This window comes from Cohnella sp. (genome assembly GCF_041640265.1).
In the GTDB taxonomy this organism is placed as follows: domain Bacteria; phylum Bacillota; class Bacilli; order Paenibacillales; family Paenibacillaceae; genus Cohnella.
Genome location: NZ_JBEQAP010000016.1, coordinates 85,636 through 110,198, shown reverse-complemented (window position 1 = coordinate 110,198; position 24,563 = coordinate 85,636). Strand labels below are relative to the sequence as shown.

The window sequence follows — 24,563 nt, the reverse complement described above, 5'->3', positions numbered from 1 at the left end:
AGTCTTATTTCTCTTTTTCGTACAAAAAAAGAGCGGGCTATCTTTTTCGATAACCTGCTCTTTTTCTTGATATTTGGACCTGCACCTTAACTAAATGACATTGATCAACTGGGATCCCATATCTCGTTTAGTGAAGTCGTTCCCGAACAATACAGCGGCCTGATCATTCCGGGCGGTAGAGCCCCCGAATACATCCGACTGGATAGACATATCCCCAGAATCGTCAGTCACTTTTTCGATAGGAACAAACCCGTCGGCGCGATATGTCACGCAGTGCTCGTGCTGATTGCGTTGAATAAAAAATGGTACTTTGAAGGGCGAACCATGACTGCCTATCCTGCCTGCCGTTTCGATGTGGAAAATCTGGGTGCCATCTATACATCTCAAACGCCATTTGTGGATGGAAACCTTGTATCTGGTCAATTATGGCCGGACCTTCCCGGATTTATGAGAGAGTATCTTAAGCTCGTGAGGATGTAAAGCACAACGACTTTTAGTATGAACATCGATATTTATTTTTTTGGCAGCAACATTAGAGACTGGGCGTGGCGTTGGACCTCGAGAGCCTTTAATGGCCCACCATGCCCCATGTAAAATTTCTCGATACCAGAATCAAGAAGGCGGGTCAGTTCACGGGCTACTATGTGTGGGTCATCTTCGAAGGGTGGACGTATGGCATGATTGGTTCTTATGATACCGCCTAACAAAATTCCGGAGGCGACTAGGTCACCAACCAAAGCTTCATGAGTAGCGAGCTCTAAGGACACAGAGCCAGCCGTGTGCCCAGGTGTGTGCTTAACTGTTCCCGGAATTCCGTATCGGCCCAAGTCGATAACATCATGCTCTGTAAGAAGAATATCGGGTTCAAAACCGATATATGGCTCGAGCATTAATGGTGTCTTGATAAATAATCGGCCAAACCAACCGGTCGGGCAAAAAGTCATTGGCGTCTCACGACAAAAATGTTTAGCATCTCCCTCGTGAGCCAAGATCGGTGCTCCTGATAACTCGCGAATAATCGCTGCACTTCCCGCGTGATCTACATGCGCATGGGTTACAACGATAAGTTTGATATCTTTAAATGTAAGTCTTTCGTTAACTAAGGCTTTTTTAATTTTATTCTCGGACCCTGGTAAACCAGCATCGACAAGAATGCATCCGTCCGGACCTACCAGTAAGTGGGAATTTACCATATGCATGGGGAGTATTGGAATGCGTACGATTTTTACGGTATTCATATTTTCATTGTCCTCTCTAGTGAAGAGCCTTATAATAAAAAAAACGAACCGAACCGTCCGGTTCGGTATTAGGGTAATCTAATATTTAGTTAAATGCAAGAGAAATGTTACAATATATTTCAAATGCTCGTTGGAATGTATGGAGGACTAAAAAATGCGTAAAGACGAAAAAACACGACAACACATTATTATTAAATCCGCCGAATTATTTAATCAAAAGGGGTATGCAGGGTCATCGATACAAGACATCATAGAGGCTACAGGATTAACAAAGGGTGGGATCTATCGAAGATTCTCTAACAAAGATGAAATCGCAGTGGAAGCTTTTGAATATGCGGGGCAAGTTTTGATGGGACAAATATTAGCAGCCATCAATAATGCCAATACAGTGATAGACAAGATCATGGCTGTTTGTAATGTACATATTGATCCAGTTAACAATCCTCCAATCAAAGGAGGATGTCCATTGCTGAATACGGCAGTTGAATGCGATGATAATTTTCCTATGCTTCGTGATAAAGCTTCAGTTGCATATGAAGAGATGCTATGCCTTATTAAAGATATTCTAAACAATGGGATATCTGTTGGAGAAATCCGTCGAGATGCAGATATTGAATCATTATCGTCTTTTATTGTTTCTTCCCTTGAGGGTAGCGTGATGGCAAGCAGATTGAGCAGAGACAGTAAACATGTAAGGTTTGTTATGCAGCAACTTCGACTTCTATTGAACAATTATATAAAGAATTAGTATTCACTCCAAGAGTAAAGTACTCCATGAAGCGGACGCAGGAAAGCCGAAATGGGCACCGTCGAAAGACATTTTAGCGTATATTGCAGGCGGGGGAAGACTTGTTTTTGGCTTTAAGGATAGGGTAAAGACTTAAAAACGAAGGAGTTCCCTGCATTCACTACCTATACACCTGAGAACTACGCCGACTTGGATTTTGCCTGGAAGGACGATAATACTATCTATGTTTCGCGAATTAAAGAAGCGGAATGGTCAAATGATTTTTCTAAACATCCGCTGCCGGCATTATATGTTGTGGACACCGTTTCGGGTAAACAGACCCAGATTACAAATCCGCCGGAAGGATATGCCGATTACAGTCCCGATTACATCCGCTCCGCCGATAAACTGATTTGGGTAAGACAGAAATATCTAGATAAAGACACAGATATATGGATTGCCGAGCCTGAAGGAAGTGATGCATGCCTATGGCTGAGAGATGCCAGTCCACCGGTAATTTATCATCGCCGAGAGGAATGAATGATCACTTTTTTTTGTTCTCACTGAGTATCGAATTTAGGTATTCTCGTTCTTAACTGTACCGGTGTCAACTGGCTGAACGCTTTGAAATCCTTCATGAAATGCGCCTGATCGAAGTAACCTCTTTCGATAGCCACTTCCGTAAGTGGCGCTCCTCCTCGCACGATGCCGTCGAGCGCCCGCTGGAACCGAATGATCCGGTTATACAGCTTCGGCGACATTCCCAATGACTGTTTAAACATCGTCCTTAAGTAACGTTCCGAATACCCGCTGCCTTCGGCCAATTCTCGGATCGAAACGCCCCCGCTAGTGCGATGCATCTCCGTCAGGCAATAGTCAACGATCCCTATTGAACGAACGTCTCCTGTCACTAACGGCAAGCAGTCGCGTTCGAAGCAAGCGATTCGTTCCGCAAATCCGGCACCCTCCGCTATTTTCTCGCACATACCCGCATATTGCACGAGGGTGTCCTCGAATGGCGCCTGCACGCCGATAACTTCCTTGAGCGGCAAGCCTGGGAGCAGCAAGCTCAGTCTGGTCGAAAGTCTTACACCGAAATAAACGGTTTTGGGATAGAAGAGGACGCCTTTCCCCTGCAGTACGGTACCGCACACCTTAGCAGAAGGCTGCACCTCATCGCAACAAAATAGAAGATCGATACACCCGTCGGGGACGACGCGAATCGGATTACTCGTTCCGTCTGTTACGAACTGGTAATAAATGACCGTTTGTCCCTCGTAGACGATCTTCCGCTCCGTGTAATCGATCGTATCCCACTCAAACCCGAATTGAATGATGCCAAAACGCTCTTCTCTAGTTTTTGCGACTCCCATATTGATCACCCCGCAAGGTTCATCTTGTACATACCATATCAGAGCCTCCGTATTTCATCAACGATACGAGTAATATTATCTAACATGGAATTAAGAGTTGTTCCGTTTTTTACAATACCACCCCAATATATGTGAGTTAAATTTACATCGAGAGGAATCAAACTATTTTCTGGGGAGGACATACCGGATGAAAAATCTAAAAAAGAGACTTGCGAGAAAAACGTTGCTGATAGGCACCGCAATGACCTTCGCACTAGGCGGTGGAGCCTTTGCGCCGATGATAACGCCGACTGTGGAAGCGCATGGCGGCGCGGAGGATTTCATCAAGCTTAGAACGACACTCGAGGAATTCGGTGCAACGGTGAAATGGGACGACTTCGCGGGGACGATACTCATCAACAAGAACAGTACAACCGTTAAAGTGAAACCAAACTCGAACGTCGCGCTCGTGAACGGACAACGACTGGTGATGGAAGCTCCGGTCATCCTGAAGAAAAACGTCGCCTACATTTCGCACCATTTCATTAACGAAGTGTTCCAGTCCGGCCTTGACCGGACGTTCCAAGTGGAGACCAAAGCGCACCCGCTCAATCCATTGACATCGATGGAGATTCTCGCCACTGTCGATATCCTAAAGACCGCGGGCAAGTATAAAGACAGTTACCGGTTTACCGAGATTACACTGAAGGCTCCTCCTAAGGAGCAAGTCTGGAACTTCACTTATACCGGACAGGCTGTATCCACCAACCGCAGTGCCGCATTCGTCATTCTCGACGGCAAGCAAGTGATCGAGGGAACCGTCGACCTCGCGACGAAAAAAATTCTGACGTGGCAAGAGATCGAAGGCGCCCAGGGGATGATTCTGCTCGACGATTTCTTCGCGGTGCAGGCCGCGATTGAAGCAAGCCCGGAATACGCGGCAGCGCTTCTTAAACGAGGAATCAAAGACGTTAAACAGGTCGTCTCCACTCCGCTCACCGTAGGTTATTTCGAAGGGAAGGACGAGCTGGAACAGGACAAACGGCTCCTGAAGGTCGTCGCCTATCTGAATACCGGCGATGGCAACTACTGGGCACACCCTATCGAAGATTTGGTGGCTGTCGTAGACTTGGAGCAAAAGAAGGTCATCAAGATCGAGGACCACGGCATCGTGCCGATACCGATGAAACAAACGCCATTTGATGGTCGGGATCAGAAGGCAGCCGCGTCTTCGAAACCGCTTGAGATCATCGAACCGGAAGGTAAGAACTATACGATTACCGGCAATACGATCCATTGGCAGAACTGGGACTTCCATCTGCGCTTAGACTCCCGCGTAGGACCGATCCTATCGACCGTCACCTATGACGATCAAGGGAAAAAGAGGAAAATTATGTACGAAGGCTCTCTAGGCGGTATGATCGTTCCCTATGGTGACCCCGACGTAGGCTGGTACTTCAAGGCTTATCTTGATTCTGGCGAATACGGAATGGGAACGTTGACCTCATCCATCCAGAGGGGCAAGGACGTCCCAGATAACGCCGTGTTGCTCGATTCTACCATCGCTGATTTTACAGGCACGGCAATGACGATTCCGAACTCCATTGCGATATTCGAACGATATGCGGGTCCGGAATACAAGCATCAGGAGATGGGCCAGGCGAACGTAAGCAGCGAACGGCGCGAGCTGGTCGTACGTTGGATAAGTACGGTTGGGAATTATGACTATATCTTCGATTGGGTTTTTGCGCAGAACGGTACGATCGGAATTCATGCGGGGGCGACGGGAATCGAAGCCGTTAAAGGTGTCGTGTCCAACACGATGCATGACTCCACGGCCGCCGAAGACACGAAGTACGGTACGTTGATCGACCATAATATCGTAGGAACGACCCATCAGCATATTTATAATTTCCGGCTCGATATGGACGTCGACGGCGAACAGAACTCGCTTGTGGAGATGAACCCGGTCATCGCCGAGAATACCGCTGGCGGACCTCGCGAAAGTACGATGCAGATCGAGCAGCGAATCGTTGGGACCGAACAAGGAGCAGCGCAGAAATTCGATCCTTCGACCATTCGCCTCCTGGCGAACATGAATAAGGAGAATAAAGTCGGTAATTCAGTTTCCTACCAGCTCATTCCTTACGCAGGAGGCACGCACCCGATCGCCAAGGGAGCCCAGTTTAGCAAGGATGAGTGGTTATTCAACCGCGTAAGCTTCATGGATAAGCAAATCTGGGTGACCCGATACGATCCGAACGAGCGTTATCCGGAAGGGAAATACCCGAATCGTGCGAAGACGGATACAGGCCTAGGGCAGTTCAACTCGGATGATCAATCGATCGTCAACACAGACAATGTCGTCTGGCTGACGACCGGCACGACGCACGTGGCTCGGGCGGAAGAGTGGCCGATCATGCCGACGGAATGGGTATATGCCATGCTGAAGCCTTGGAACTTCTTCAACAATACACCGACTTTGAACCTGAACGGGTATAAATAGCGGATATACGGAAAATGGGGGTGCAGTCACGTAATCGTGATGTGCATCCCTTACTTATTTAATGAGCGACTCGACGAGGAAGGCGATACGGAATCGCAAGCTGTCCCCGTGCATTCCAAACTGTCGGCCCGTTAGATTTTGAAGCTTATCAAGGCGGTAGAGAACGGTGTTGCGATGAATGAACAGCTGTTTTGCGGTAGCCGCGATTTGACCGTGATTTTCTAGATAGACGGATAACGTCTTCAACAGCTCGTATCTCTCTTTTTCCTCTAGCCTCTCTAATCCGACGAACGTATCCTCATAGAAGCTTAGAAGCTCTCCCTCAGGCACGAGCCGGAACAAATCGATCAATTGTTTGCCTGTGTAAAATTGCACAAAGCGGCTCCGCTTGGAGCGGTAGCCGTATTGCAAAGCTTCGACCGCTTCTTTGTAACTGACCGGGCAATCGAGCAGTTTGGCAACCGGCTTGCCGACTCCTAACGAGACGGAGATACCGGAATTGTGCTCAATCCGGACGATTGCTTGCTTAAGCCGATCCTTAAGTCCCTCAGGCATCTCTAAGCCTTCATTTCCGTTCTTTGCCACGGATGCCACGAGGTCGATCGCGTCGTTCTTATTAAAGATGGCGAATGAGAGGCCGGTCTTCTGGATCTCCCGCTTGATAACCTCATAGAACATATCCCTCTCCGCAGAACCCCTTTCCTCTTGAGGCGACGTGCCCCCTATAGCGCTGGCAGCCGTAATGGGATCCCGCTTAAGGACAATGCAAAAAAAGAAGCAACCCTCGGTTAACCCATATTTTTTACCGCGATGCAGCACTTCCTGCTCGGATGTGAAGAACCCTTCGACCAAATCTGTGAAAAACTCATTTTTATAACGCCGCGAGCGTTCCTTAACGGCTTGTTTTTTCAATAGCTCGAAGCGGATAACGTTTACGGCCTGCTCGACCGCGAGCTTCGGAAGCGGATTATCTTTACTCTCATCCGAGAACGCGATCAGGTAGCCTTGGGGTTGCACGGTCTGGATCGAGTGGATGACCAGTTGCGGGAATGGAAGCTGCCCGGGCTCAAGCAGGCATAGGTATTTGACCGGTTCGTTCGGCAAATTCGAGGACAAGAGCACCCGAAGCGTCTCGAGAGTTTCTGAATAGGGAGATTCCCCAAAATGGGGAGAGGCAGCTATCGGATTCAAGGCGGGGTCAAGCAGCAGTACTGGAGTTCCGAGAAGTTGAGTCAAAGATGCGACGATTTCCGGAATGCCTTGGCCTTGAACCACGAGATTCGTGAAATTACGGTGGCTCTCTAGAGAGTATTTGAGCTCTTCGGTTCGCTTCTCGAGGATACAGCTAACTGAATTGTAGAGGACTTCCCCGAGGGTGTGTTCCAGGGGGAGCTCGATGATTGGAAAATGAAGCTCGTTGGCGAGCTGAATAGCTTGATAAGGTACTTCGGACAAGAACCGTTTGGTCTTGATGGCGATTCCTGCGCAGCCTACCTGGCTCATGTTGGAGACGAGCGTTTGAAGCGCCTGGGGGTCGTCTTTCATGACGTAAGCAGTCGTAAGAAGGAGTTCCCCTGGCTTAAGAAACTGGATGATGTCCGGGGCATCCATGATATTGACCGATTGAACCTTATGGGTCAGCCCTTCGGCGCCGGCGAGAATCCGGGCAGAAGCAAATACCGGTATCTTCAACAAATCCAGGAGCATCATGTTGATTCACCTCTAATTTGTAATTAAATCTAACATTAAATATATCATATCTGCTTATCAAGAGGTGTTTTTATTTAAAACATCCAATAAATGAATAAATATTTGTGCATTTTGTTTAATGACAATGTTATGTTTCGGGACTTATTATTAAGTTAACAAAAAGTAATGTAATGAAACATGACATACGGAGGTTGAGTATAATGCAACTTGAAGTCCAAGGCGTCGAGAAAAGCTTTAACGGTCGTGCTGTGCTGGACAACATCCATTTGTCCGTCAAACCGCACGAGATCGTCTGCATTCTCGGTCACAGCGGCTGCGGCAAATCGACACTGCTGAACATGATTGCAGGCTTTTTACTGCCGGACAGCGGCACGATCACTATCGACGGCAAGCCGATTAAAGGACCGTCCAAGCAACGGGGTGTCGTCTTCCAGGAGCACGCGCTATTCCCGTGGAGCAGCGTCCTCGACAACGTTGCCTTCGGCCCCGAGGTGCAAGGAATGAAGAAGAAAGAAGCGAAAGAGCTGGCACAGAAGTATCTCAATCTAGTCGGGCTTGAGAGTTACGCCAAACACTATCCCCACGAGCTGTCCGGAGGAATGAAGCAGCGAGTCGGAATCGCGAGGGCTTTGGCCGCTGGCCCCGATATGCTCCTCATGGATGAGCCGTTCGGAGCTCTCGATATTCTAACCCGCGACTTGATGCAGAAGGAATTGCTCCGTATTTGCCGCGAGGTCAAGCCGACCGTGCTGTTCGTCACTCACAGCATCAGCGAGGCGATAGCGATAGGAGATCGGATCGTCGTCATGAAGCATGGAGAGATCGCGTCCGTGCTCGACGTAGACATGAAGCACCCTCGTTCGTTCCAGAATAGCCGATTCGGTCAGCTTATGTCGGAGATTGAATCGATCTTAATGGAAGATCAAGCGATGGCAGCGATATAAAGGAGGTACGGAAATGGAAGAGCAAAGAGCGATTGCGCAATCGGTTCCGGCTAAACCGGCTTTTATCGCTTCTCCGGTTGGCAGGATGAAGAAGCGTTCGTTCGAATGGATGTCCGTCGTTCCGTTTATCGCCTTCTTCATTTTATGGGAAATTTTCTCCCGAACGAACGAGTCGATGAGTTTTTTTAACCCGATATTCCTTCCGGCCCCCTCGGAAATCGCCAGAGACGGCTGGGAGCTCGCAAAAACCGGTCTTATCATGGACAGCATCGTGTCTAGTACGAGACGGATCGTAGCAGGATTCATAGTCGGGACGGCTGCGGCTATCGCTCTTGGGGTACTTATGAGCCGGTTCAAGTATTTAGAGATGTGTGTTTCCCCGATCCTGAATTTGACGGGTCCGATTCCGGCTCTCGCGCTTCTGCCCTTGTTCATCATCTGGTTCGGCATCGGAGAGTTCCCTAAAGTGCTGCTTATCGCATGGACGACGTTCGTACCGATGCTCGTATACACGATGGACGGACTTCGGTCGGTCAACTCCCTGCTTATTCGGTCCGCGACTAGCCTGGGAGCATCCCAGCGCCAAATATTCACCCGCGTCATTCTCCCGTCGGCCATCCCCAACATTCTCGTAGGAGCTCAAATCGGCCTAGGACTTGCATTCTCATCCTTGATCGTATCGGAGATGATGGGAGCACCTAACGGACTTGGCTATATCATCGTGGATGCCCGCAATTATTTCAAAATATCGAACATGTTCGTGGCTATCGTGTTAATCGGACTGGAGTACAGCTTGTTCTCGTACTTCCTCAAACTGATTGAAAGGAGAGTGATGTCCTGGAGAAAAGGCGGGATACGCGAGGCTCTTGAGAAGTAAGGCTTGCGATTAAACAAGTGCAAGGGATAGGGAATGGGAGTAAACAGAGACAAGAAAACTAAAAAGGTGGAGAGAAACCGTGAAAATGACTTTTAAATCCGTACTTCTGCTAAGTTTGACTTTGATTCTGACAACCGTTCTTGCCGCTTGCGGCAAGAGCAACAACGAAGCCAGTTCTTCCCCGTCGGCCAGCATGGCTGAGTCGCCTTCCGCCAGCGCTTCGGCATCTCCTTCCGCCAGCGCCGCTCCGAGTGAAGTTCCCGAAACAACGAAGCTGACGCTAGTCGGCGTGCGGGACGCGCAAATCTCTTCTCAGCAAATCATCGCGGATAAACTCGGCTACTTCAAAGACGAAGGACTTGACGTAACGAGCCAACTGATCGAAAGCGGCCCGGACATCGGACCGATGGTTTCTGGAGGAAGCGCACCGATCAGCATCCAAACGAACTTTATGGATATCATCCTGAAATCAAACGGAATCGGCGTCAAAATCGTAGCTCCGCTGGCGCAAATCGCCGGAACGCAAGCTGTCGTAGGCTCCAAAGATCTGGTACTGAACAGCGCCAAGGATCTGGAAGGCAAGACGATCGGTATACCAAGCGGCGCCGACGTTAAGATCGCGATCGACAACATGGCCAAGGAGCTTGGCGTGGATGCTTCCAAAATCAAATACGTAAACCTTGCGCCAAGCGATGCCGTAGTCGCCCTTCAAAAAGGCGATATCGATGCTATGGCCGCATGGGAACCATTCATCACCAAAGCCATTCAAGCCGGCGGACACTTCCTCTTAAGCGGCACGAAAGCGGATCTTCCGGAGAAAAAAGGCGACGTTAACTGGATGAGCGTACATACGACCATTCAAGTAACGGACAAATATCTTTCGGAAAATCCGAACACGATCAAAGCGATCCTTCGTGCTCTGAAGAAAGCAACGGACTATATTAACGACAACCGTACCGAAGCGATCAAAATCCTTGCCCCCGAGCTTCATCTCTCGGAAGCCGAGCTGACCGAAATCATGGGCCGCAACGTGTACTCCATGTCGGCGGACGAAACCTTCTTGAACGGAAGCAACGGTAAAGGCGTCATGGATTACCTGCTAGCGACGGGTAATATCAAGACAGCTCCGGACGCTGCTTCGTACCAAGATCTGAGCTTGCTTAAAGAAGTAGATCCTAGCTTGGTGAAGTAATTTCGTCATAGAAGATACGTCAGACCTTGGGCGTTCGTCTAAGGTCTGATGTATTTATTGCCCTTAAGAGGAGGAACGCAACATGCGGGAACAGCGGATGGACGTCATCGTCGCCGGCGGAAACGTGGTGCTCCGGGACCAGGTTTGCGCCGTGGACATCGGAATCAAAGATGGCAAGATCGCGATTATTGCTCCGCGTTTGGCGGGGGAAGCCGGAAAAGTCATCGACGCATCGAGGAAATATGTTATTGCCGGGGTAGTTGATGCTCACGTACACTTAAATGAACCGGGGCTCGGGGAGTGGGAGGGCTTCGTTACCGGAACAGCTTCGCTTGCTGCCGGAGGCTGCACGACTTTCATCGACATGCCGTTGAACGGAGTGCCGCCTACAGTGAACTTAGCCTCGCTAGAGCTGAAGCTCGAGGCGGAACGCAAGAGCCGCTCGCGCATTGACTTCGCGATCTGGGGAGGACTCGTACCGGATGATGTCGGCGAGCTGAAGGCATTGGCTCAGGCAGGAGTCGCGGGATTCAAGGCTTTCATGTCTTCCCCGGGGGATAGGGGGGAGGACGCGTTCCGGAACGTGGACGATAAGACTTTATTCGAGGGGATGCATAAGATCGCTTCCCTCGGACACGTACTAGCACTTCACGCGGAGAGTGAGTCGATCGTATCAAAGCTTACAGCAGACAAACTGTCAGCGGGTGAAGTGACGATGAGGGATTATCTTGACTCCCGGCCTCCGGAGGCTGAGATCGAAGCGGTTAAGTTAGCTCTGGATATGGCGACTCGCACCGGATGCAAGCTGCATTTCGTCCACATTAGCACGTCAGAAGCGGTGGATCTGATAAGCGAAGCGAAGAGATCGGGGCAGGACGTAACGGTGGAGACATGTCCGCATTATCTGGCTTTTACTGATGAGGATGTCATTCGCATCGGAGCGAGCGCGAAGTGTTCTCCGCCGATCCGAACGGATAAGGAGCGGGAAGCGCTCTGGCAGCGGTTGGCTAACGGGGACATCGACTTTGTTGCCTCCGACCACTCGCCTTGTCCACCTTCTATGAAACAGTCTGACAACGGCAATTATTTTGAGGCGTGGGGTGGGATATTGGGTGCCCAAAGCACACTGGAGCTTATCGTAACCGAGGGCTGGCAGAAGCGAGGAATCCCGCTTCCGGTTTTATCTCGGGTGATGTCCGCTGCGCCGGCCGAGCGATTCGGCTTACGACATCGCAAAGGGGCCATCGAGGTCGGCTTGGACGCGGATTTGGCTATTGTCGATCTGGAAGCTTCCTATGTCTTAACGGCTGAACATTTGAAATACCGTCACCCTCATAGCGCTTATGAAGATTTTGAATTCGGTTGCCGGATCGAAGCCACGCTGCTCAGGGGGGAATTCGTATACGACAGGAAGACGGCGAACGGCGGACTAGACGCGGATCATCGGACGGGAGGCCTTCGGCTCTGGCCGGAGCCATCGACTTCCCGGATGGGTTGAGGAGGAATCGGAATGGAAGCAAGCGATTTACGAACGGATGTGACGGAGTTATTGGAACGGCTGTCACGCTTAGGCAAGGACCCAGAAGGCGGAGTTACCCGATTGCTGTACGACCCGGCTTGGAAGAAAGCCCAGCAGCTCGTCGCCGCCGAAATGTGCGACGCGGGATTGGAAGTGACTATAGATGAAGTCGGCAACGTTTACGGCAAATTGGCGGGAACGGATGAGGCGGCGCCATCCATCTTAACCGGTTCGCATATTGATACAGTACGAAGCGGAGGACATTATGACGGTGCGCTTGGTATCGCAGCGGGCATCGCGGCACTGTCCCAACTGAAGGGGAAGCACGGGATTCCTCGTCGGTCGCTGGAAGTCGTGTCGTTATGCGAGGAGGAAGGAAGCCGGTTCCCGCTCGCTTACTGGGGATCGGGCAACGTAACCGGAAGCAAAGACTTTGAAGGAGCGTTGGACGCGAGAGATTCGGAGGGAATCACCCTTCGCGAGGCCATGTTCGACGCGGGGTTCGATCCGGAGTCCAATCAACAAAGCAGGCGCCGTGATATCGGGGCTTTCGTAGAGCTTCACATCGAGCAAGGAGAGGTTCTGCAGCGCGGCCGATACGATATCGGCATCGTGAGCGCCATCTTCGGCCAGCGGCGGTATTTTGCGGAGGTTCTAGGCCGCAGCGGCCATGCCGGAACGACGCCAATGAACATTCGCGAAGACGCGCTGGCAGCGTCCGCGGAAATGATGGTCTGGATGCGCCGGGCAGCAAAGGAAACGGGAAACGGGCTTGTCGCGACGGTCGGCAAGGTAGACGTGATGCCTAACTCCGCTAACGTCATTCCGGGGAAAGTACGATTCACGCTTGATATCCGGCACTCCGATGAGGCTGCGCTGGATGGGTTCTGCGAGCTGATGGTTAAAGCCTTTTCCCTTATCGCCAAGGAAATGGGCGTCTCGGTTGCATTGGACTGCTGGCTTTCCGAGCTTCCAACGCCCATGAATGCGGAATTAGGAGAAGCGATCTCTCGCGTATGCGATCGCAAAGGCTTATCGAAGCTGCCGATCAGCAGCGGTGCCGGACATGACGCGGGATTGTTTGCTTCCATCTGCCCAACCGCGATGATTTTTGTCCCAAGCAAGGACGGACACAGCCACTCGCCTGAGGAATATACGTCGCCCGCGGAAGTGGCGCGCGGCACGGAAGTACTGACGGAATTATTGCATACATTAGCCTACGGGGAGGAAGCGAAATGAAGAAATACGCGGATTTATCGCCTTCGCCCCGCATTATCATGACGCCTGGACCTGTCGAGGTCGATCCTCGCGTCTCAAGGGCGCTCTCGTATCCGATGCTGGGACAATTCGACCCGGAATTCACTGCTCTGATGAACGAGACAATGGAGATGCTGCGTGACTTGTTCCGAACGGTTAATCGGTGGGCGTATCCGGTTGACGGAACGTCGCGGGCGGGAATCGAAGCGGTGTTAACCGGCATTATCGAGCCGGGAGAACGGGTGCTCGTGCCCATCTTCGGAAGATTCGGCTATTTGCTAGCAGAGATCGCCGAACGCTGCGGTGCGGAAGTCGTTACGATCGAGACAAATTGGGGCACGGTGTTTTCCTCTGAGGACATTATCACGGCAATTGACCGGATGAAGCCATCCATCGTTGCTATCGTACACGGGGAGACATCAACGGGAAGGCTTCAGCCGCTTGCCGAGATTGGTCATGCTTGCCGGAAGAGGGATATCCTCCTCGTCGTCGACGCGGTCGCGACAATCGGAGGTGTGCCCGTCGAGACCGATGACTGGAAGCTAGACGCGGTTATCGGCGGCACCCAGAAGTGCTTGTCCGTCCCGTCCGGAATGTCGCCCATTACCTACAACGAGAGAATAGAAGCCCGTCTCTTGAAACGGAAAAGGATTGAGAAAGGGATAAGGCCGGAAGGGGCGACGGAAGGCGAACCGGGATCGTTCATCCGAAGCAACTACTTGGACCTTGCTCAACTGCAGGATTATTGGAGTCCACTAAGGCTGAACCATCACACCGAAGCGACAGCTATGCTTTATGGGCTGCGTGAAGGGCTGAGGCTTGTATTGGAGGAAGGCCTGGAGGAACGATTCGCCCGTCACCGGCTTCATGAGCGTGCACTGGTCGCTGGGCTTGAAGCGATGGGTCTTGAGCTCTATGGAGACGATTCGTGCAAAATGGCGGTCGTTGCCTGTGTCTCCATTCCCGCCGGGGTGGACGGTGAAGCGGTACGAAGCCAATTGCTGGCGGATTTCGGCATCGAGATCGCGAGCTCATTCGGCCCGCTCAAGGGACTTATTTGGCGGATAGGCACGATGGGATACAGCTGCCGCAAATCCAACGTGCTGCTGACGTTAGCTGCTCTAGAGGCCGTATTGTCCATCCATGGCGCGGTTATCGCGGCGGGGAAGTCGGTTCACTCGGCGCTTGCTGTCTATCGAGAAGGGGCGGAGCATGATGAATAACGTAATGCCGAAAGCGTATCGCTTCATGGTTACATCTCCGCACTATTTGGCCAGCCAGGTCGGAAGCGCCATCCTGGAACGGGGAGGCAATGCGATCGACGCTGCCGTTGCCATAAGCGCCGCGCTTGCCGTCGTCTATCCCCATATGACGGGTATCGGCGGCGACAGCTTCTTCCTGATTTACTCGGCTAAAGAGGGGAAAGTCGTCGGTCTTAACGGAACCGGAAGGGCGTCTCTTGCCGCGAAACCCGAAAGGTTCCGCCAGGAAGGGCAGGCTCGGCTTCCGGATCGCGGAGTCCATAGCGCTTTGACTGTTCCGGGCATGGTGGACGCCTGGTGGGAGGTATGGTCCAAGTACGGCAAGCTGCCATGGGAAATGCTGCTCAAGCCCGCGCTTGAATACGCGACGATCGGCTTTCCGATATCGCGGGATCTACACGCTTGGATGAAACGGGACGAAGCGCTGCTGAGGGCGGATCCCGTCTTGCGAGATTTGTATATAGATTCGCTGACGAACACCTTAAAGCCCGAAGGGACAAAGCTCATTCAACCCGAGTTGGCGCAATCTCTTCGCGTTCTTATCAACGAAGGGCGCGAGGCTTTCTACCGGGGCTCGCTCATGCGCGGAATCGTTGACGCGGTCCGCGAAGATGGCGGAATTCTTACCGAAGAGGACTTCACTTCTCACCATAGCGATTGGGTGGAACCCTTATCGGTCATGTACCGTGGCAAGACGATCTATCAGATGCCTCCGAATTCTCAAGGGTTTTCCCTTCTAATGATGTTAAATATGTTAGAATCAATGAATCTGCAAGGCGTGGCACGGAATTCGGCCGAATTCTATCATTTGGTCACAGAAGTAATTAAGCGCGCGTTTCGCTATCGGGACACGTATTTAAGCGATCCGGAATTTGTCCCGATTCCGATGGAGCGTATTCTGAGCAAGGAACTAGCGGAAGAGTTAGCCGCAGAGATCAATTATCCTTCCAAGGCGGCGAGTTCGTTCCAATCCGTACCGAGCGGACAGGATACAGCTTATGCGGCGGTAGTAGATGAGGAAGGAAACGCGGTGTCCTTCATTCAGAGCCTCTATTACGATTTCGGCTCCGCATACGTCGCGGGTAATACGGGAATTATTTTGCAAAATAGAGGTTCTTATTTCTCCTTAGACGACGCGCATCCTAACGTGCTCTCCCCCGGGAAGAGAACGTTTCATACGCTCATGCCGGGAATGGCGCTTAAGGACGGCAAGCCTTGCCTGCTGATGGGCACACAAGGGGGAGAAGGTCAACCTCAAACTCAATTATCGCTTATTACCGGAGTATTGGATTACGGATATACGATTCAAGAGGCGATTGGTTTACCGCGCTGGGTTTATGGCCGAACGTGGGGCGAAGAGAGCGACAAACTAAGAATAGAGAATCGCGAACTAGAGAAAGAAACCGAGCTGCTGAAGGAATGGGGTCACGAAGTTGAATTAGCGGGTTCCTGGGATGGCGTCATGGGTCAAGCTCAAGGCATACAGATCGACGACAGCGGTGTGATGAGTGGAGCAGCCGATCCAAGAGGAGACGGGCTCGCAATAGGCAGATAGATCGGCAGAGGAAGAGGAGGAGAGATTTCTATGTTGAAGGATATTACGTTAACGCTGTGTGGGGAATTGCGTCATCGCTCGTCATCGGAGCGCTGGGTCATGCGAAGCGGGGCATAAGGCATGCGCGGCAAAAAGTTGATAGGCTATGATCAACCGTTGCAAGTCCATTAATTAAGTGATATTGTTGTCTTAAATCAAAGATAATCAAATTTAAATTACTATCGATAAGGAGGTGCTTCCGCTCATGAAGAATCAGAACAATGACGCCTCTAATCTCGATTTATCGCTTAAATTGTTTGTCGTATTATCTAAGGCATACAAGGTAATCATGGATCAAGCAGTAAAGGACATGAAAAAGCACGGCATGTCAGCCACTGAGTTTATGATCATTGAACTGCTGTACCATAAAGGTACATTTCCACTTCAGCAAATCGGCGATAAAGTTCTTATCACAAGCGGGAGCATTACTTATAACATAGATAAATTAGAGAAGAAGGAACTTATCATACGGGTTCCATGTCCGGACGACCGACGTGTAACTTATGCGGAAATTACTTCGCAGGGGAAAGAATGGTTTGGGAGTATATTTACCTCTCATTCGGAGGCTATCGATGCCACGATGCATGGACTAACAATGGAAGAAAAGAAAAATGCGATTGAACTTTTGAAAAAATTAGGCCTTAATGCAAATAACGGGAACTGAGTTCCAGGTGAATCTCAATTCATGTCAACAATAGATGGACAAGAGTTGTTTTAAAAGATGTTGAAAAATGTAGAAATTACGATTAAGATTTTGCTAGTATTAGTTCGAAATATTTCTAGAGTTTGTGAAGAGTTTAGGAAAGGGCGAGCGGTCGTGAATGTGCCTGCAACAGTAAATCTAGATTTGATAAAAAGTATTGAAGAGTTGCGGATAAAGATGAATCAAGTCGGATCAGAATTAAATGTCATGTCTGAAGAGTTGATTAGCTTATCACAGAAACTAGATGTTCTTATATTTGAATATCATTCCACGAATTATAATAGTGGTAAACATACATCTCAGACACAACTTGTTGAGCAACAAATGGACCGGGGCATTTAGCACCCGGTTTTTTTGTGTATTGTAGAACATTATTAGCTAATCGTATTGAAGGACGTAGAATCACGAATAACAAGCTCCGGCTCTAAGTGGACTGTCTTATGTGTATCCGGAGCATCGATAAGCTCGAGAATTGTTCTCGCAAGAACAGTGGTAATGGTTGATATGGCAACACCAACTACGGTCATTGGAACCTCAAGGTCTTCCATCTGGGGAAGATTATCGTAACTAACGACGGAGATATCTCTTGGAACCTTGAGCCCCCGCTCCGTAATCGCTCGAAGAATGCCTCGCGTCAGATCAATCCCGCCGCTGATAACGGCTGTTGGTCTTTCCATTTGGTCTAGCATTGTTTTGGCTGCCAGATACCCATCGTGAAAAGCTAAGCCCTTCATTTGGACGATCGAGTCGTCCGCGAAAGGCAATCCGAGGAGGGTAATCTCATCCCGAAAAGCTTCAATCTTAACGGCTTGCAGAGGATCATGTGTCTGTGGTTCTCCTACAAAGCAGATACTCCTATGACCCAGACCTGCCAAATGTCGTACCGCTAAACGGATGGCCTGTCCGCGGTTCACATCCACTGCTGAATAAGGGGTATATTTGGCAGCTCCGTATGTAAGAATGGGTATAAGAAATGGAGAGAGGTCAGGTTGGCTGGATTCGTTTTCCTTATCTCCGAAGACGAGAATAGCGTCCACTTGGAATCTGCGGAACGCTTCGATTGCCGAATCTACTCGGCTCATCGATATCATTGTCGTATAACCCTCTTTCTCGAGCTCTTCGTTAAGGTTAGTAATAAGAGATGAAAGGGCAGCTCGTTCGATAGATGGCCAGACGACGCCAATTGCTCCGCTTTTTCTGGAGACGAGTCTCCTGGCAGCATAATTGGGTTGATAGCCCATTTCTTTGGCAATCGAAAGGATACGCTGTTTCGTTTTGATCTTTACGAGAGGACTGCCTAGAAGAGCTTTGGACACTGTGGAAAAGCTTACTCCTGCCCGTTCTGCGATATCTTTAATCGTTACCATGGATTCCCTCCGGAAGATAAGCTCATTCATAGAAAGGTCATGCCGTTCCCCTTATCATAATGTACCTTTTTCTCAATTAAAAGTGACTCTTTTTCGTATGGACAGTTCAAGTATATTCGGATATGATAAAAATAACAACGTTGTTATTTTCCTTTAGGGGTGATTGTTACTTATGTTCAACCTACAAAACACTGTATCTGTTGTGATCGGAGGCAATGGAGTATTAGGCAGTGCAATGGCAGCTGCGCTCGCCGAAGCAGGTTCAAAGATAGCGGTAGTTGGCCGGGACATGGATAAGGCAAGAGCAGTCTGCGAGCAAATTGAGCGAAATGGAGGTTCGGCGATTTCCATAAAGGCAGATGCCACCAAGAAGGATGAGCTTGAAGCCGTATTAGCTCGTGTAGTGGAATGGAGTGGGCGCGTCGACACCCTCGTAAATGCTTCGGGAACAAACAGCGCGACGCCGTTCTTCGACATTGATATGGATGAATGGGATCGAATTATGGATGTTAACCTCAAAAGCGTGGTGCTGGCGAGCCAAGTTTTCGGTAAAAGAATGATTGAGCAGGGGAATGGAGGCTCCATTATTAACATATCATCGGTATCGTCGGGGCCGCCGCTCTCGCGAGTATTCACTTACTCGGTATCCAAAACGGGAGTCAATAGCGTGACTCAATTTTTAGCTCGGGAGTTTGCTCCGGATAAGATAAGAGTTAACGCCATTATCCCTGGGTTCTTCCCGGCTGAGCAGAATCGAGCGATTCTTTCTCAGGACCGAGTAGAATCGATCATGCGGCACTCTCCGATGAACCGTTTCGGTGAGCCGGAGGAGCTGAAGGGGACTGTTGTTTACTTGGCTTCAGCCAAAGCATCTTCGTTCGTCACCGGGGCATTGCTACGAGTTGACGGAGGATTCGGAGCGATGACCATATGAGCGGTATCCTAAGAAAATTAGTCGAGAATACGCCTATTCCCAGGATGGTTAAGATTCGCCAGTCGTTTGACGATACGAAATTAGATGACCCCATTGGCGAGTTAGTCAACCAACTGCGAATATCAGACTCGATGGCAGAAATCAGCGCCGGACAGAAGGTTGCCGTTGCGGTAGGAAGCCGGGGGATTTCACGCATTGATGAACTGACTAAGACGGTTATAGATGAAATAATGCGGAAGGGTGCTGAGCCATTCATTGTTCCCTGCATGGGAAGCCATGGAGGTTCAACGGATAAGGGACAGACCGAGGTGTTGGCCCATTTGGGTATCGACGAATCGCGAATGGGTTGTCCGATCCGTTCCTCTATGGAAGTGGTTGAGCTGGCTCGGCTAGCGAACGGCCTGCCAGTTTACTGCGATCAGATTGCGGCGACTGAAGCTGACGCTATCGTGGTAATCAACCGAATTAAACCGCACACGGCATTCCGAGGGGCCGTTGAAAGCGGGCTGCTCAAGATGATTGCTATCGGGCTAGGCAAGCAGAAGGGCGCGGAAGCATGCCATCAATTGGGCTTCAAATATATGGCGGAAAACGTACCTGCTATGGCAAGGGTGATGATCGACAAGCTTCCAATTCTGTTCGGTGTAGCGATTGTGGAGAATGCATATGACCAAATATGCCGGGTTGAGGTTCTCGGAACGGAAAATATGGAAGAGAGAGAGAAGGAGCTGCTGGTTGAGGCGAAGAGTCGGCTTCCACAGATTCTGTTCCAAGAGTTCGATGTGCTCGTTATCGATTATATCGGTAAGAACATAAGCGGGGATGGGGCGGATCCCAATATTACAGGAAGGTACCCGACGCCATATGCCCATGGGGGACCCGATGTGAACAAAATGGTTGTGCTGGATCTGACCCCGGAGTCCAAAGGCAACGCGAACGGAGTAGGGACGGCAGATTTCACGACAAGCCGGTTGGTCGGCAAAACAGATTGGCCCGGTACCTACGCGAATGGACTTACGTCAACGGTCTGCGCGCCTACGAAACAGGCGACGACGCTGGAGAACGACCTCGATGCTATCAAAGCTGCGATCAAGACATGCAATATTCTCGATTATACGCAGTGCAAGCTTGTCCACATTCGCGATACGCTGCATCTTGGGACGATTGAAATTTCGGAAACCTTGGTCGAGGAAGCCTTGCGTCATCCGCGCATCGAGATCGTAGAAGGTCCCTACGAGTGGACGTTCGACGAGGAAGGATTTCTGCCGAAATGAGTAAAGGAGGATTAACATCATGCATGATAAATACAGTAAACTCCAAGCCATTCTCTCAGATATGCAATCCGTTGTGGTGGCTTTCTCCGGGGGCGTTGACAGCACTTTCCTTCTAGATGCGGCACTGAAGACACTGGGAAACAAGCGAGTCTTGGCGGTTACGGCAGACTCAGAAACTTACCCGACAGAAGAACTGGAAGAAGCTGCTCGCCTTGCGCATAATCTCGGGGCAGCGCATGTTGTTATTGAGACATCTGAACTCCATATTCCAGGCTATAAAGAGAATAACGGAAACCGTTGTTATTTTTGTAAAAAGAGCTTATTCGAGCATTTGGAACCGTTCGTCAAGGATGGAGCTTATCGGCATATCATTTATGGACTCATTGCTGACGACATGAATGAGCATCGGCCAGGGGTTCAAGCGGCGAAGGAACGCGGCGTCCGGGGGCCGCTCCAGGAAGCGGGTCTTTATAAAGAAGAAATCCGCGACCTATCTCGCGAACACGGACTTCCAACATGGAACAAGCCATCGTTCGCTTGCTTATCGTCTCGGATCGCATACGGTGAGACGATTACAGCCGAGAAGCTTGGACGCGTCGGAGAATCCGAACGTTACATCCGATCGCTCGGCTTTGGCCAAGTGAGAGTACGAAGTCATGGCGATATTGCCAGAATCGAAGTGGAGCCGGCTGCAATGGAATTGCTGCTCGCCCATGCCTCGAATATTTCAGATAAATTGAAAGAGCTCGGCTTCATCTATGTGGCTATGGATCTTACAGGCTATCGCAGCGGCAGCATGAATCAAGTGCTGGTTCGAGGAGGCGCGATTGTGTGAACGGGTTTGAGGACCATGGGTTTGTGAAGCTGGACATTGGCCGCGAGGAAAGGACCGGACACCCTGAGGTTGTATTCGGTCCGGGGAAGACAGTGGATCAAGTGGAAGCTATATTTTCCCGGCTTGTGGAGGTTCACGGGAGGGCTCTAGTTACACGGGCTACAGCAGAGATGGCAGATCGGGTAAGGATGCGGTATCCGGAAGCATTATATGATGAACAATCCAGACTAATTCGATTCGGTCAGCCCTCACGTATGCTTCCAGGTATCGTAGCCGTTCTGACCGGAGGGACCTCGGATATCCCGGTGGCGGAGGAAGCAGCGGGGACGGCAGAATGGATGGGCTGCGAGATCGATCGTATCTATGACGTGGGTGTCGCGGGGATCGATCGGCTTCTGATGAATAAGGAACGGATTAGGGAAGCATCTGTCGTGATCGGAGTCGCAGGGATGGAGGGCGCTCTGGTTAGTGTTGTCGGCGGACTCGTCCGCAGGCCGGTCATCGCGGTGCCTACATCGGTGGGATACGGAGCGAACCTGCAAGGGATAACGACTTTGCTTGCCATGATGACCTCATGTGCGGCAGGCATTACGGTCGTAAATATCGACAATGGCTTCGGAGCAGGGTACCAAGCAGCAATGATTTTACAACTGGTAGCGGAGGCCAATTAATATGAGAACACTTTACTTGGACTGCGTCTCTGGCATTGCGGGGGATATGGCATTGTCCGCACTGGTGGATCTGGGTGCAGATCCGGATTATATTATGAGCCAATTGAGCCCATTACCGATCGATTCATTCAAGATGGAATTCGTGAAGGTCGACCGTCGGGGCATCACGGCTAAGTGGCTGAAGCTGAGCTTTGGTCGCAATGATGATCGCCGAGATCACCATCATCACGTTCACCACGATCATAATCACGATCACCACCATCACGATCATAATTACGATCACGATCATCACGACCACCATAAACGCCAAGAGACTCACGAGCACTCGCATGAGCATAGAAAAGCTTCCGACATCCTTCGGATGATTGAAGGTTCAAGCCTCCCGGAACGGGTAAAAATGAGGAGCCTGCTGATCTTCCGCTTGATCGCTGAAGCAGAAGGGAAGATTCATGGAATCGATCCGGTCGATGTCCACTTTCACGAGGTCGGGGCGATGGATTCCATCTTGGACGTGATTGGAGTTTGTCTAGCGCTTGAGAGTCTTGATGTTGACCAAATCATCGTCTCTCCTGTACCCACAGGAACCGGCAGGCTCCGGATGGCCCATGGCTTATATCCGATTCCAGCTCCTGCGACTGCGGAGCTTCTTCGCGGAGTGCCGTTATCTTCTTTCACGGCGCAGGGAGAATTAACTACGCCTACCGGGGCAGGAATCGTGAAGGCACTGGCATCAGGCTTCGGACCATTGCCAGCGGGCACAATCGATCGAGTTGGATATGGGGCCGGTACGAAAAACTTCGAGCATCCCAACGTTCTAAGGGCCATTCTATTCCAGCGGGAACTTACGAAGGGAACCGAGGAAACGATTGTAGTTCTCGAGGCTCAAGTGGATGATTCGACAGGTGAGATGCTTGGCTATGCGATGGAACGGCTATTCGAAGCCGGGGCGCTCGATGTCTATCACACACCTGTATATATGAAGAAAAATCGCCCTGGCGTTCTCGTCAGTGTATTATGTTATCCGGACGATAGTGATCGTTGTCAGGAAACGTTGCTGGAAGAGACGTCTACCTTCGGCGTTCGCAGGAGCAGCTGGCAACGAAAAGCATTAGAGCGTCGGTGGATTCAAGTGGAAACCCCTTATGGATCGGTTCGGGTGAAGCAGGCAATGGATGGAGAGCGGATCATTCGCCAATCTCCGGAATATGAGGATGCAGCCAAGGCCGCCAGGTTGTTCGATGTTCCTCTTGAGACAATCTACCGTGAAGTATACAAAAAGGGAGCGGATCGATTTGAGGCAACAACAAACAATTGAAGACTTGGCGCAACTGCGTCAGACTGTCGAACGAGTAGCGGGCAGCACCCCGATTACAGATATGCATACTCATTTATACGCGCCTGAATTCGGTGAACTGCTTCTATGGGGTATTGATGAATTATTGACTTATCATTATTTGATATCGGAGTCGTTCCGGTGGTCGCAGGAGGATTATAGGTATTTCTGGTCGATGTCCAAGCGCGAGCAAGCAGATTGGATCTGGCAGAAGCTCTTTATAGATCATTCTCCGGTAAGTGAGGCGGCTGCTGGCTTTATCACAATCCTTCAGCGTCTTGGACTGGATGTAACCTCACGAAATTTAAACGATTACCGTCAGGCTTTGGAGAAACGTACGGTGAATGAACAAGTAGATGCCGTGATGAAAATCGCAGGAATCGAGAAGATCGTCATGACAAACGATCCGTTCGATCCCGTTGAACGTCCGGTCTGGCTGTTGGGCAATGGAAAAACAGATCCGCGGTTTTATGCGGCGCTTCGGGTTGATGCTCTGCTGAATGACTGGACTCATGCCGTGAATGAGCTTCGAAGCCTTGGTTATGATGTATATGCGGAGTGGACGGAGCGGACTAAAGCTGAGACTCGCAGGTTTCTGACGGAATGGATCACTCGAATGGACGCGCTCTACCTTGCGGTATCAATGCCAGGAGACTTTCGGTATCCGGCAGAGGATCATCACAGCAGGATGATTGACGAGGTGATGATTCCAGTATGTCAGGAGCAGAATATTCCGTTTGCGCTGATGATCGGCGTACGGAGGAGAGTGAACCCATCGCTAAGGTTGGCTGGAGATATGAGCATGCAATCAGACGTGTCGGCGGTCGAAGCGTTATGCCGCCGAAATCCGCAGCAGAAGTTCCTTATCACCATGCTCGCAAGAGAGAATCAGCATGAATTGGCGGTGCTTGCCCGCAAATTCCGTAATTTGATGATTTTCGGCTGCTGGTGGTTCTTGCACATTGAGTCAATGGTCGAAGAGATGACGCGTTTCAGGATAGAGCTGCTTGGCACCTCGATGATTCCACAGCACTCCGATTGTCGCGTCTTCGAACAGTTGATCTACAAATGGGAGCATTCCAGGAGAATCATCGGGAACGTGCTTGCAGACAAATACGAGAAGCTGTATATGAGCGGTTGGAGAGTTACAGAAGAGGAAATTAAACGCGATTTGGATGATTTGCTGAACCGGAATTTCTGGCGTTTTCTGTGTAAAGCTTAGAAAGGTGCCGCATGAAATCAATCAAATCGTATCCCTAGAGAGTGGG

General features: G+C 50.4%; 22 protein-coding genes and 1 pseudogene. 19 read left to right on the top strand and 4 right to left on the bottom strand.

The features are described 5' to 3' along the window. Positions 1-108 precede the first annotated feature (108 nt). Positions 109-480: pseudogene (locus ACESLK_RS13800) on the top strand (DJ-1/PfpI family protein); the annotation flags it as partial. Positions 481-512: 32 nt separating this feature from the next. Here ACESLK_RS13800 and ACESLK_RS13795 read toward each other — a convergent pair. Next, positions 513-1,238, bottom strand: a complete 726-nt coding sequence (locus ACESLK_RS13795) for an MBL fold metallo-hydrolase (protein WP_373230076.1) — start codon at positions 1,236-1,238, stop codon at positions 513-515. Between the two features lie 154 nt (positions 1,239-1,392). Between ACESLK_RS13795 and ACESLK_RS13790 the strand changes: the two genes are divergently transcribed. Continuing rightward, a complete protein-coding gene (locus ACESLK_RS13790; RefSeq protein ID WP_373230075.1) occupies positions 1,393-1,986 on the top strand; it encodes a TetR/AcrR family transcriptional regulator in 594 nt (197 codons plus the stop codon). Between the two features lie 189 nt (positions 1,987-2,175). Next, positions 2,176-2,505: a TolB-like translocation protein gene (locus tag ACESLK_RS13785; RefSeq protein ID WP_373230074.1), complete on the top strand. Its 330-nt coding sequence runs from the start codon at positions 2,176-2,178 to the stop codon at positions 2,503-2,505. A 20-nt stretch (positions 2,506-2,525) separates the two neighbouring features. On the opposite strand, the gene ACESLK_RS13780 is transcribed toward ACESLK_RS13785, so the two are convergent. After that, the gene (locus ACESLK_RS13780; protein ID WP_373230073.1) at positions 2,526-3,338 is read right to left on the bottom strand and encodes a helix-turn-helix domain-containing protein; all 813 of its coding nucleotides are present in this window, start codon (positions 3,336-3,338) and stop codon (positions 2,526-2,528) included. 187 nt (positions 3,339-3,525) lie between these two features. On the opposite strand from ACESLK_RS13780, the gene tynA reads away from it, so the two are divergent. Continuing rightward, positions 3,526-5,823, top strand: coding sequence for a primary-amine oxidase (gene tynA / locus ACESLK_RS13775; RefSeq protein ID WP_373230072.1), 2,298 nt, complete (start codon positions 3,526-3,528; stop codon positions 5,821-5,823). Positions 5,824-5,877: 54 nt separating this feature from the next. On the opposite strand, the gene ACESLK_RS13770 is transcribed toward tynA, so the two are convergent. Beyond that, positions 5,878-7,533: a PucR family transcriptional regulator gene (locus tag ACESLK_RS13770; RefSeq protein ID WP_373230070.1), complete on the bottom strand. Its 1,656-nt coding sequence runs from the start codon at positions 7,531-7,533 to the stop codon at positions 5,878-5,880. Between the two features lie 200 nt (positions 7,534-7,733). On the opposite strand from ACESLK_RS13770, the gene ACESLK_RS13765 reads away from it, so the two are divergent. From ACESLK_RS13765 to ACESLK_RS13725, 9 genes are all read left to right on the top strand, one after another. Beyond that, positions 7,734-8,477, top strand: coding sequence for an ABC transporter ATP-binding protein (locus ACESLK_RS13765; protein ID WP_373230069.1), 744 nt, complete (start codon positions 7,734-7,736; stop codon positions 8,475-8,477). Positions 8,478-8,490: 13 nt separating this feature from the next. Continuing rightward, complete coding sequence (locus ACESLK_RS13760) at positions 8,491-9,354, top strand: ABC transporter permease (protein ID WP_373230068.1); 864 nt, start codon at positions 8,491-8,493, stop codon at positions 9,352-9,354. An 85-nt stretch (positions 9,355-9,439) separates the two neighbouring features. Next, positions 9,440-10,546 carry an ABC transporter substrate-binding protein gene (locus ACESLK_RS13755; protein WP_373230082.1) on the top strand — a complete coding sequence of 369 codons (1,107 nt, stop codon included), beginning with the start codon at positions 9,440-9,442 and terminating at the stop codon, positions 10,544-10,546. Positions 10,547-10,628: 82 nt separating this feature from the next. Further along, complete coding sequence (gene allB / locus ACESLK_RS13750; RefSeq protein WP_373230066.1) at positions 10,629-12,044, top strand: allantoinase AllB; 1,416 nt, start codon at positions 10,629-10,631, stop codon at positions 12,042-12,044. Positions 12,045-12,056: 12 nt separating this feature from the next. Then, positions 12,057-13,304: a Zn-dependent hydrolase gene (locus ACESLK_RS13745; RefSeq protein WP_373230065.1), complete on the top strand. Its 1,248-nt coding sequence runs from the start codon at positions 12,057-12,059 to the stop codon at positions 13,302-13,304. Next, entirely contained in the window at positions 13,301-14,545 is a 1,245-nt protein-coding gene (locus ACESLK_RS13740; protein WP_373230063.1) for a pyridoxal-phosphate-dependent aminotransferase family protein, read from the top strand. Before ACESLK_RS13745 ends, ACESLK_RS13740 begins: the two co-directional genes overlap by 4 nt. After that, entirely contained in the window at positions 14,538-16,139 is a 1,602-nt protein-coding gene (gene ggt, locus ACESLK_RS13735; RefSeq protein ID WP_373230081.1) for a gamma-glutamyltransferase, read from the top strand. The genes ACESLK_RS13740 and ggt overlap by 8 nt, the downstream gene beginning before the upstream one ends. 244 nt (positions 16,140-16,383) lie before the next feature. Next, positions 16,384-16,842 (top strand): MarR family winged helix-turn-helix transcriptional regulator, encoded by a 459-nt coding sequence (locus ACESLK_RS13730; RefSeq protein ID WP_373230062.1) that lies wholly within the window; start codon positions 16,384-16,386, stop codon positions 16,840-16,842. A 57-nt stretch (positions 16,843-16,899) separates the two neighbouring features. Then, a complete protein-coding gene (locus ACESLK_RS13725; protein WP_373230060.1) occupies positions 16,900-17,223 on the top strand; it encodes a Spo0E family sporulation regulatory protein-aspartic acid phosphatase in 324 nt (107 codons plus the stop codon). Positions 17,224-17,255: 32 nt separating this feature from the next. Here ACESLK_RS13725 and ACESLK_RS13720 read toward each other — a convergent pair whose 3' ends face one another. Further along, positions 17,256-18,248 (bottom strand): LacI family DNA-binding transcriptional regulator, encoded by a 993-nt coding sequence (locus tag ACESLK_RS13720; RefSeq protein ID WP_373230058.1) that lies wholly within the window; start codon positions 18,246-18,248, stop codon positions 17,256-17,258. Between the two features lie 172 nt (positions 18,249-18,420). Between ACESLK_RS13720 and ACESLK_RS13715 the strand changes: the two genes are divergently transcribed. From ACESLK_RS13715 to ACESLK_RS13690, 6 genes are read left to right on the top strand one after another with little or no spacing between them, the layout of a single operon-like run. After that, positions 18,421-19,182, top strand: a complete 762-nt coding sequence (locus ACESLK_RS13715) for an SDR family oxidoreductase (RefSeq protein ID WP_373230057.1) — start codon at positions 18,421-18,423, stop codon at positions 19,180-19,182. Beyond that, positions 19,179-20,456, top strand: a complete 1,278-nt coding sequence (locus ACESLK_RS13710) for a nickel pincer cofactor-dependent isomerase, group 22 (RefSeq protein WP_373230056.1) — start codon at positions 19,179-19,181, stop codon at positions 20,454-20,456. Before ACESLK_RS13715 ends, ACESLK_RS13710 begins: the two co-directional genes overlap by 4 nt. A gap of 19 nt (positions 20,457-20,475) precedes the next feature. Then, complete coding sequence (gene larE / locus ACESLK_RS13705; protein ID WP_373230055.1) at positions 20,476-21,291, top strand: ATP-dependent sacrificial sulfur transferase LarE; 816 nt, start codon at positions 20,476-20,478, stop codon at positions 21,289-21,291. Further along, positions 21,288-21,962, top strand: a complete 675-nt coding sequence (gene larB / locus ACESLK_RS13700; RefSeq protein WP_373230054.1) for a nickel pincer cofactor biosynthesis protein LarB — start codon at positions 21,288-21,290, stop codon at positions 21,960-21,962. The genes larE and larB overlap by 4 nt, the downstream gene beginning before the upstream one ends. Before the next feature lies 1 nt (position 21,963). After that, positions 21,964-23,277: a nickel pincer cofactor biosynthesis protein LarC gene (gene larC, locus ACESLK_RS13695; protein ID WP_373230053.1), complete on the top strand. Its 1,314-nt coding sequence runs from the start codon at positions 21,964-21,966 to the stop codon at positions 23,275-23,277. Beyond that, positions 23,255-24,517, top strand: coding sequence for a glucuronate isomerase (locus ACESLK_RS13690; RefSeq protein WP_373230052.1), 1,263 nt, complete (start codon positions 23,255-23,257; stop codon positions 24,515-24,517). Before larC ends, ACESLK_RS13690 begins: the two co-directional genes overlap by 23 nt. The last annotated feature ends 46 nt before the right edge of the window (positions 24,518-24,563 follow it).

What these genes read in the sequence shown, in the direction of transcription:
- ACESLK_RS13795 (WP_373230076.1), bottom strand. Translation starts at nt 1,238, where the DNA reads ATGAATACCGTAAAAATCGTACGCATTCCAATACTCCCCATGCATATG.
- ACESLK_RS13790 (WP_373230075.1), top strand. Translation starts at nt 1,393, where the DNA reads ATGCGTAAAGACGAAAAAACACGACAACACATTATTATTAAATCCGCC.
- ACESLK_RS13780 (WP_373230073.1), bottom strand. Translation starts at nt 3,338, where the DNA reads ATGGGAGTCGCAAAAACTAGAGAAGAGCGTTTTGGCATCATTCAATTC.
- tynA (WP_373230072.1), top strand. Translation starts at nt 3,526, where the DNA reads ATGAAAAATCTAAAAAAGAGACTTGCGAGAAAAACGTTGCTGATAGGC.
- ACESLK_RS13770 (WP_373230070.1), bottom strand. Translation starts at nt 7,533, where the DNA reads ATGATGCTCCTGGATTTGTTGAAGATACCGGTATTTGCTTCTGCCCGG.
- ACESLK_RS13765 (WP_373230069.1), top strand. Translation starts at nt 7,734, where the DNA reads ATGCAACTTGAAGTCCAAGGCGTCGAGAAAAGCTTTAACGGTCGTGCT.
- ACESLK_RS13760 (WP_373230068.1), top strand. Translation starts at nt 8,491, where the DNA reads ATGGAAGAGCAAAGAGCGATTGCGCAATCGGTTCCGGCTAAACCGGCT.
- ACESLK_RS13755 (WP_373230082.1), top strand. Translation starts at nt 9,440, where the DNA reads ATGACTTTTAAATCCGTACTTCTGCTAAGTTTGACTTTGATTCTGACA.
- allB (WP_373230066.1), top strand. Translation starts at nt 10,629, where the DNA reads ATGCGGGAACAGCGGATGGACGTCATCGTCGCCGGCGGAAACGTGGTG.
- ACESLK_RS13745 (WP_373230065.1), top strand. Translation starts at nt 12,057, where the DNA reads ATGGAAGCAAGCGATTTACGAACGGATGTGACGGAGTTATTGGAACGG.
- ACESLK_RS13740 (WP_373230063.1), top strand. Translation starts at nt 13,301, where the DNA reads ATGAAGAAATACGCGGATTTATCGCCTTCGCCCCGCATTATCATGACG.
- ggt (WP_373230081.1), top strand. Translation starts at nt 14,538, where the DNA reads ATGAATAACGTAATGCCGAAAGCGTATCGCTTCATGGTTACATCTCCG.
- ACESLK_RS13730 (WP_373230062.1), top strand. Translation starts at nt 16,384, where the DNA reads ATGAAGAATCAGAACAATGACGCCTCTAATCTCGATTTATCGCTTAAA.
- ACESLK_RS13725 (WP_373230060.1), top strand. Translation starts at nt 16,900, where the DNA reads ATGTTGAAAAATGTAGAAATTACGATTAAGATTTTGCTAGTATTAGTT.
- ACESLK_RS13720 (WP_373230058.1), bottom strand. Translation starts at nt 18,248, where the DNA reads ATGGTAACGATTAAAGATATCGCAGAACGGGCAGGAGTAAGCTTTTCC.
- ACESLK_RS13715 (WP_373230057.1), top strand. Translation starts at nt 18,421, where the DNA reads ATGTTCAACCTACAAAACACTGTATCTGTTGTGATCGGAGGCAATGGA.
- ACESLK_RS13710 (WP_373230056.1), top strand. Translation starts at nt 19,179, where the DNA reads ATGAGCGGTATCCTAAGAAAATTAGTCGAGAATACGCCTATTCCCAGG.
- larE (WP_373230055.1), top strand. Translation starts at nt 20,476, where the DNA reads ATGCATGATAAATACAGTAAACTCCAAGCCATTCTCTCAGATATGCAA.
- larC (WP_373230053.1), top strand. Translation starts at nt 21,964, where the DNA reads ATGAGAACACTTTACTTGGACTGCGTCTCTGGCATTGCGGGGGATATG.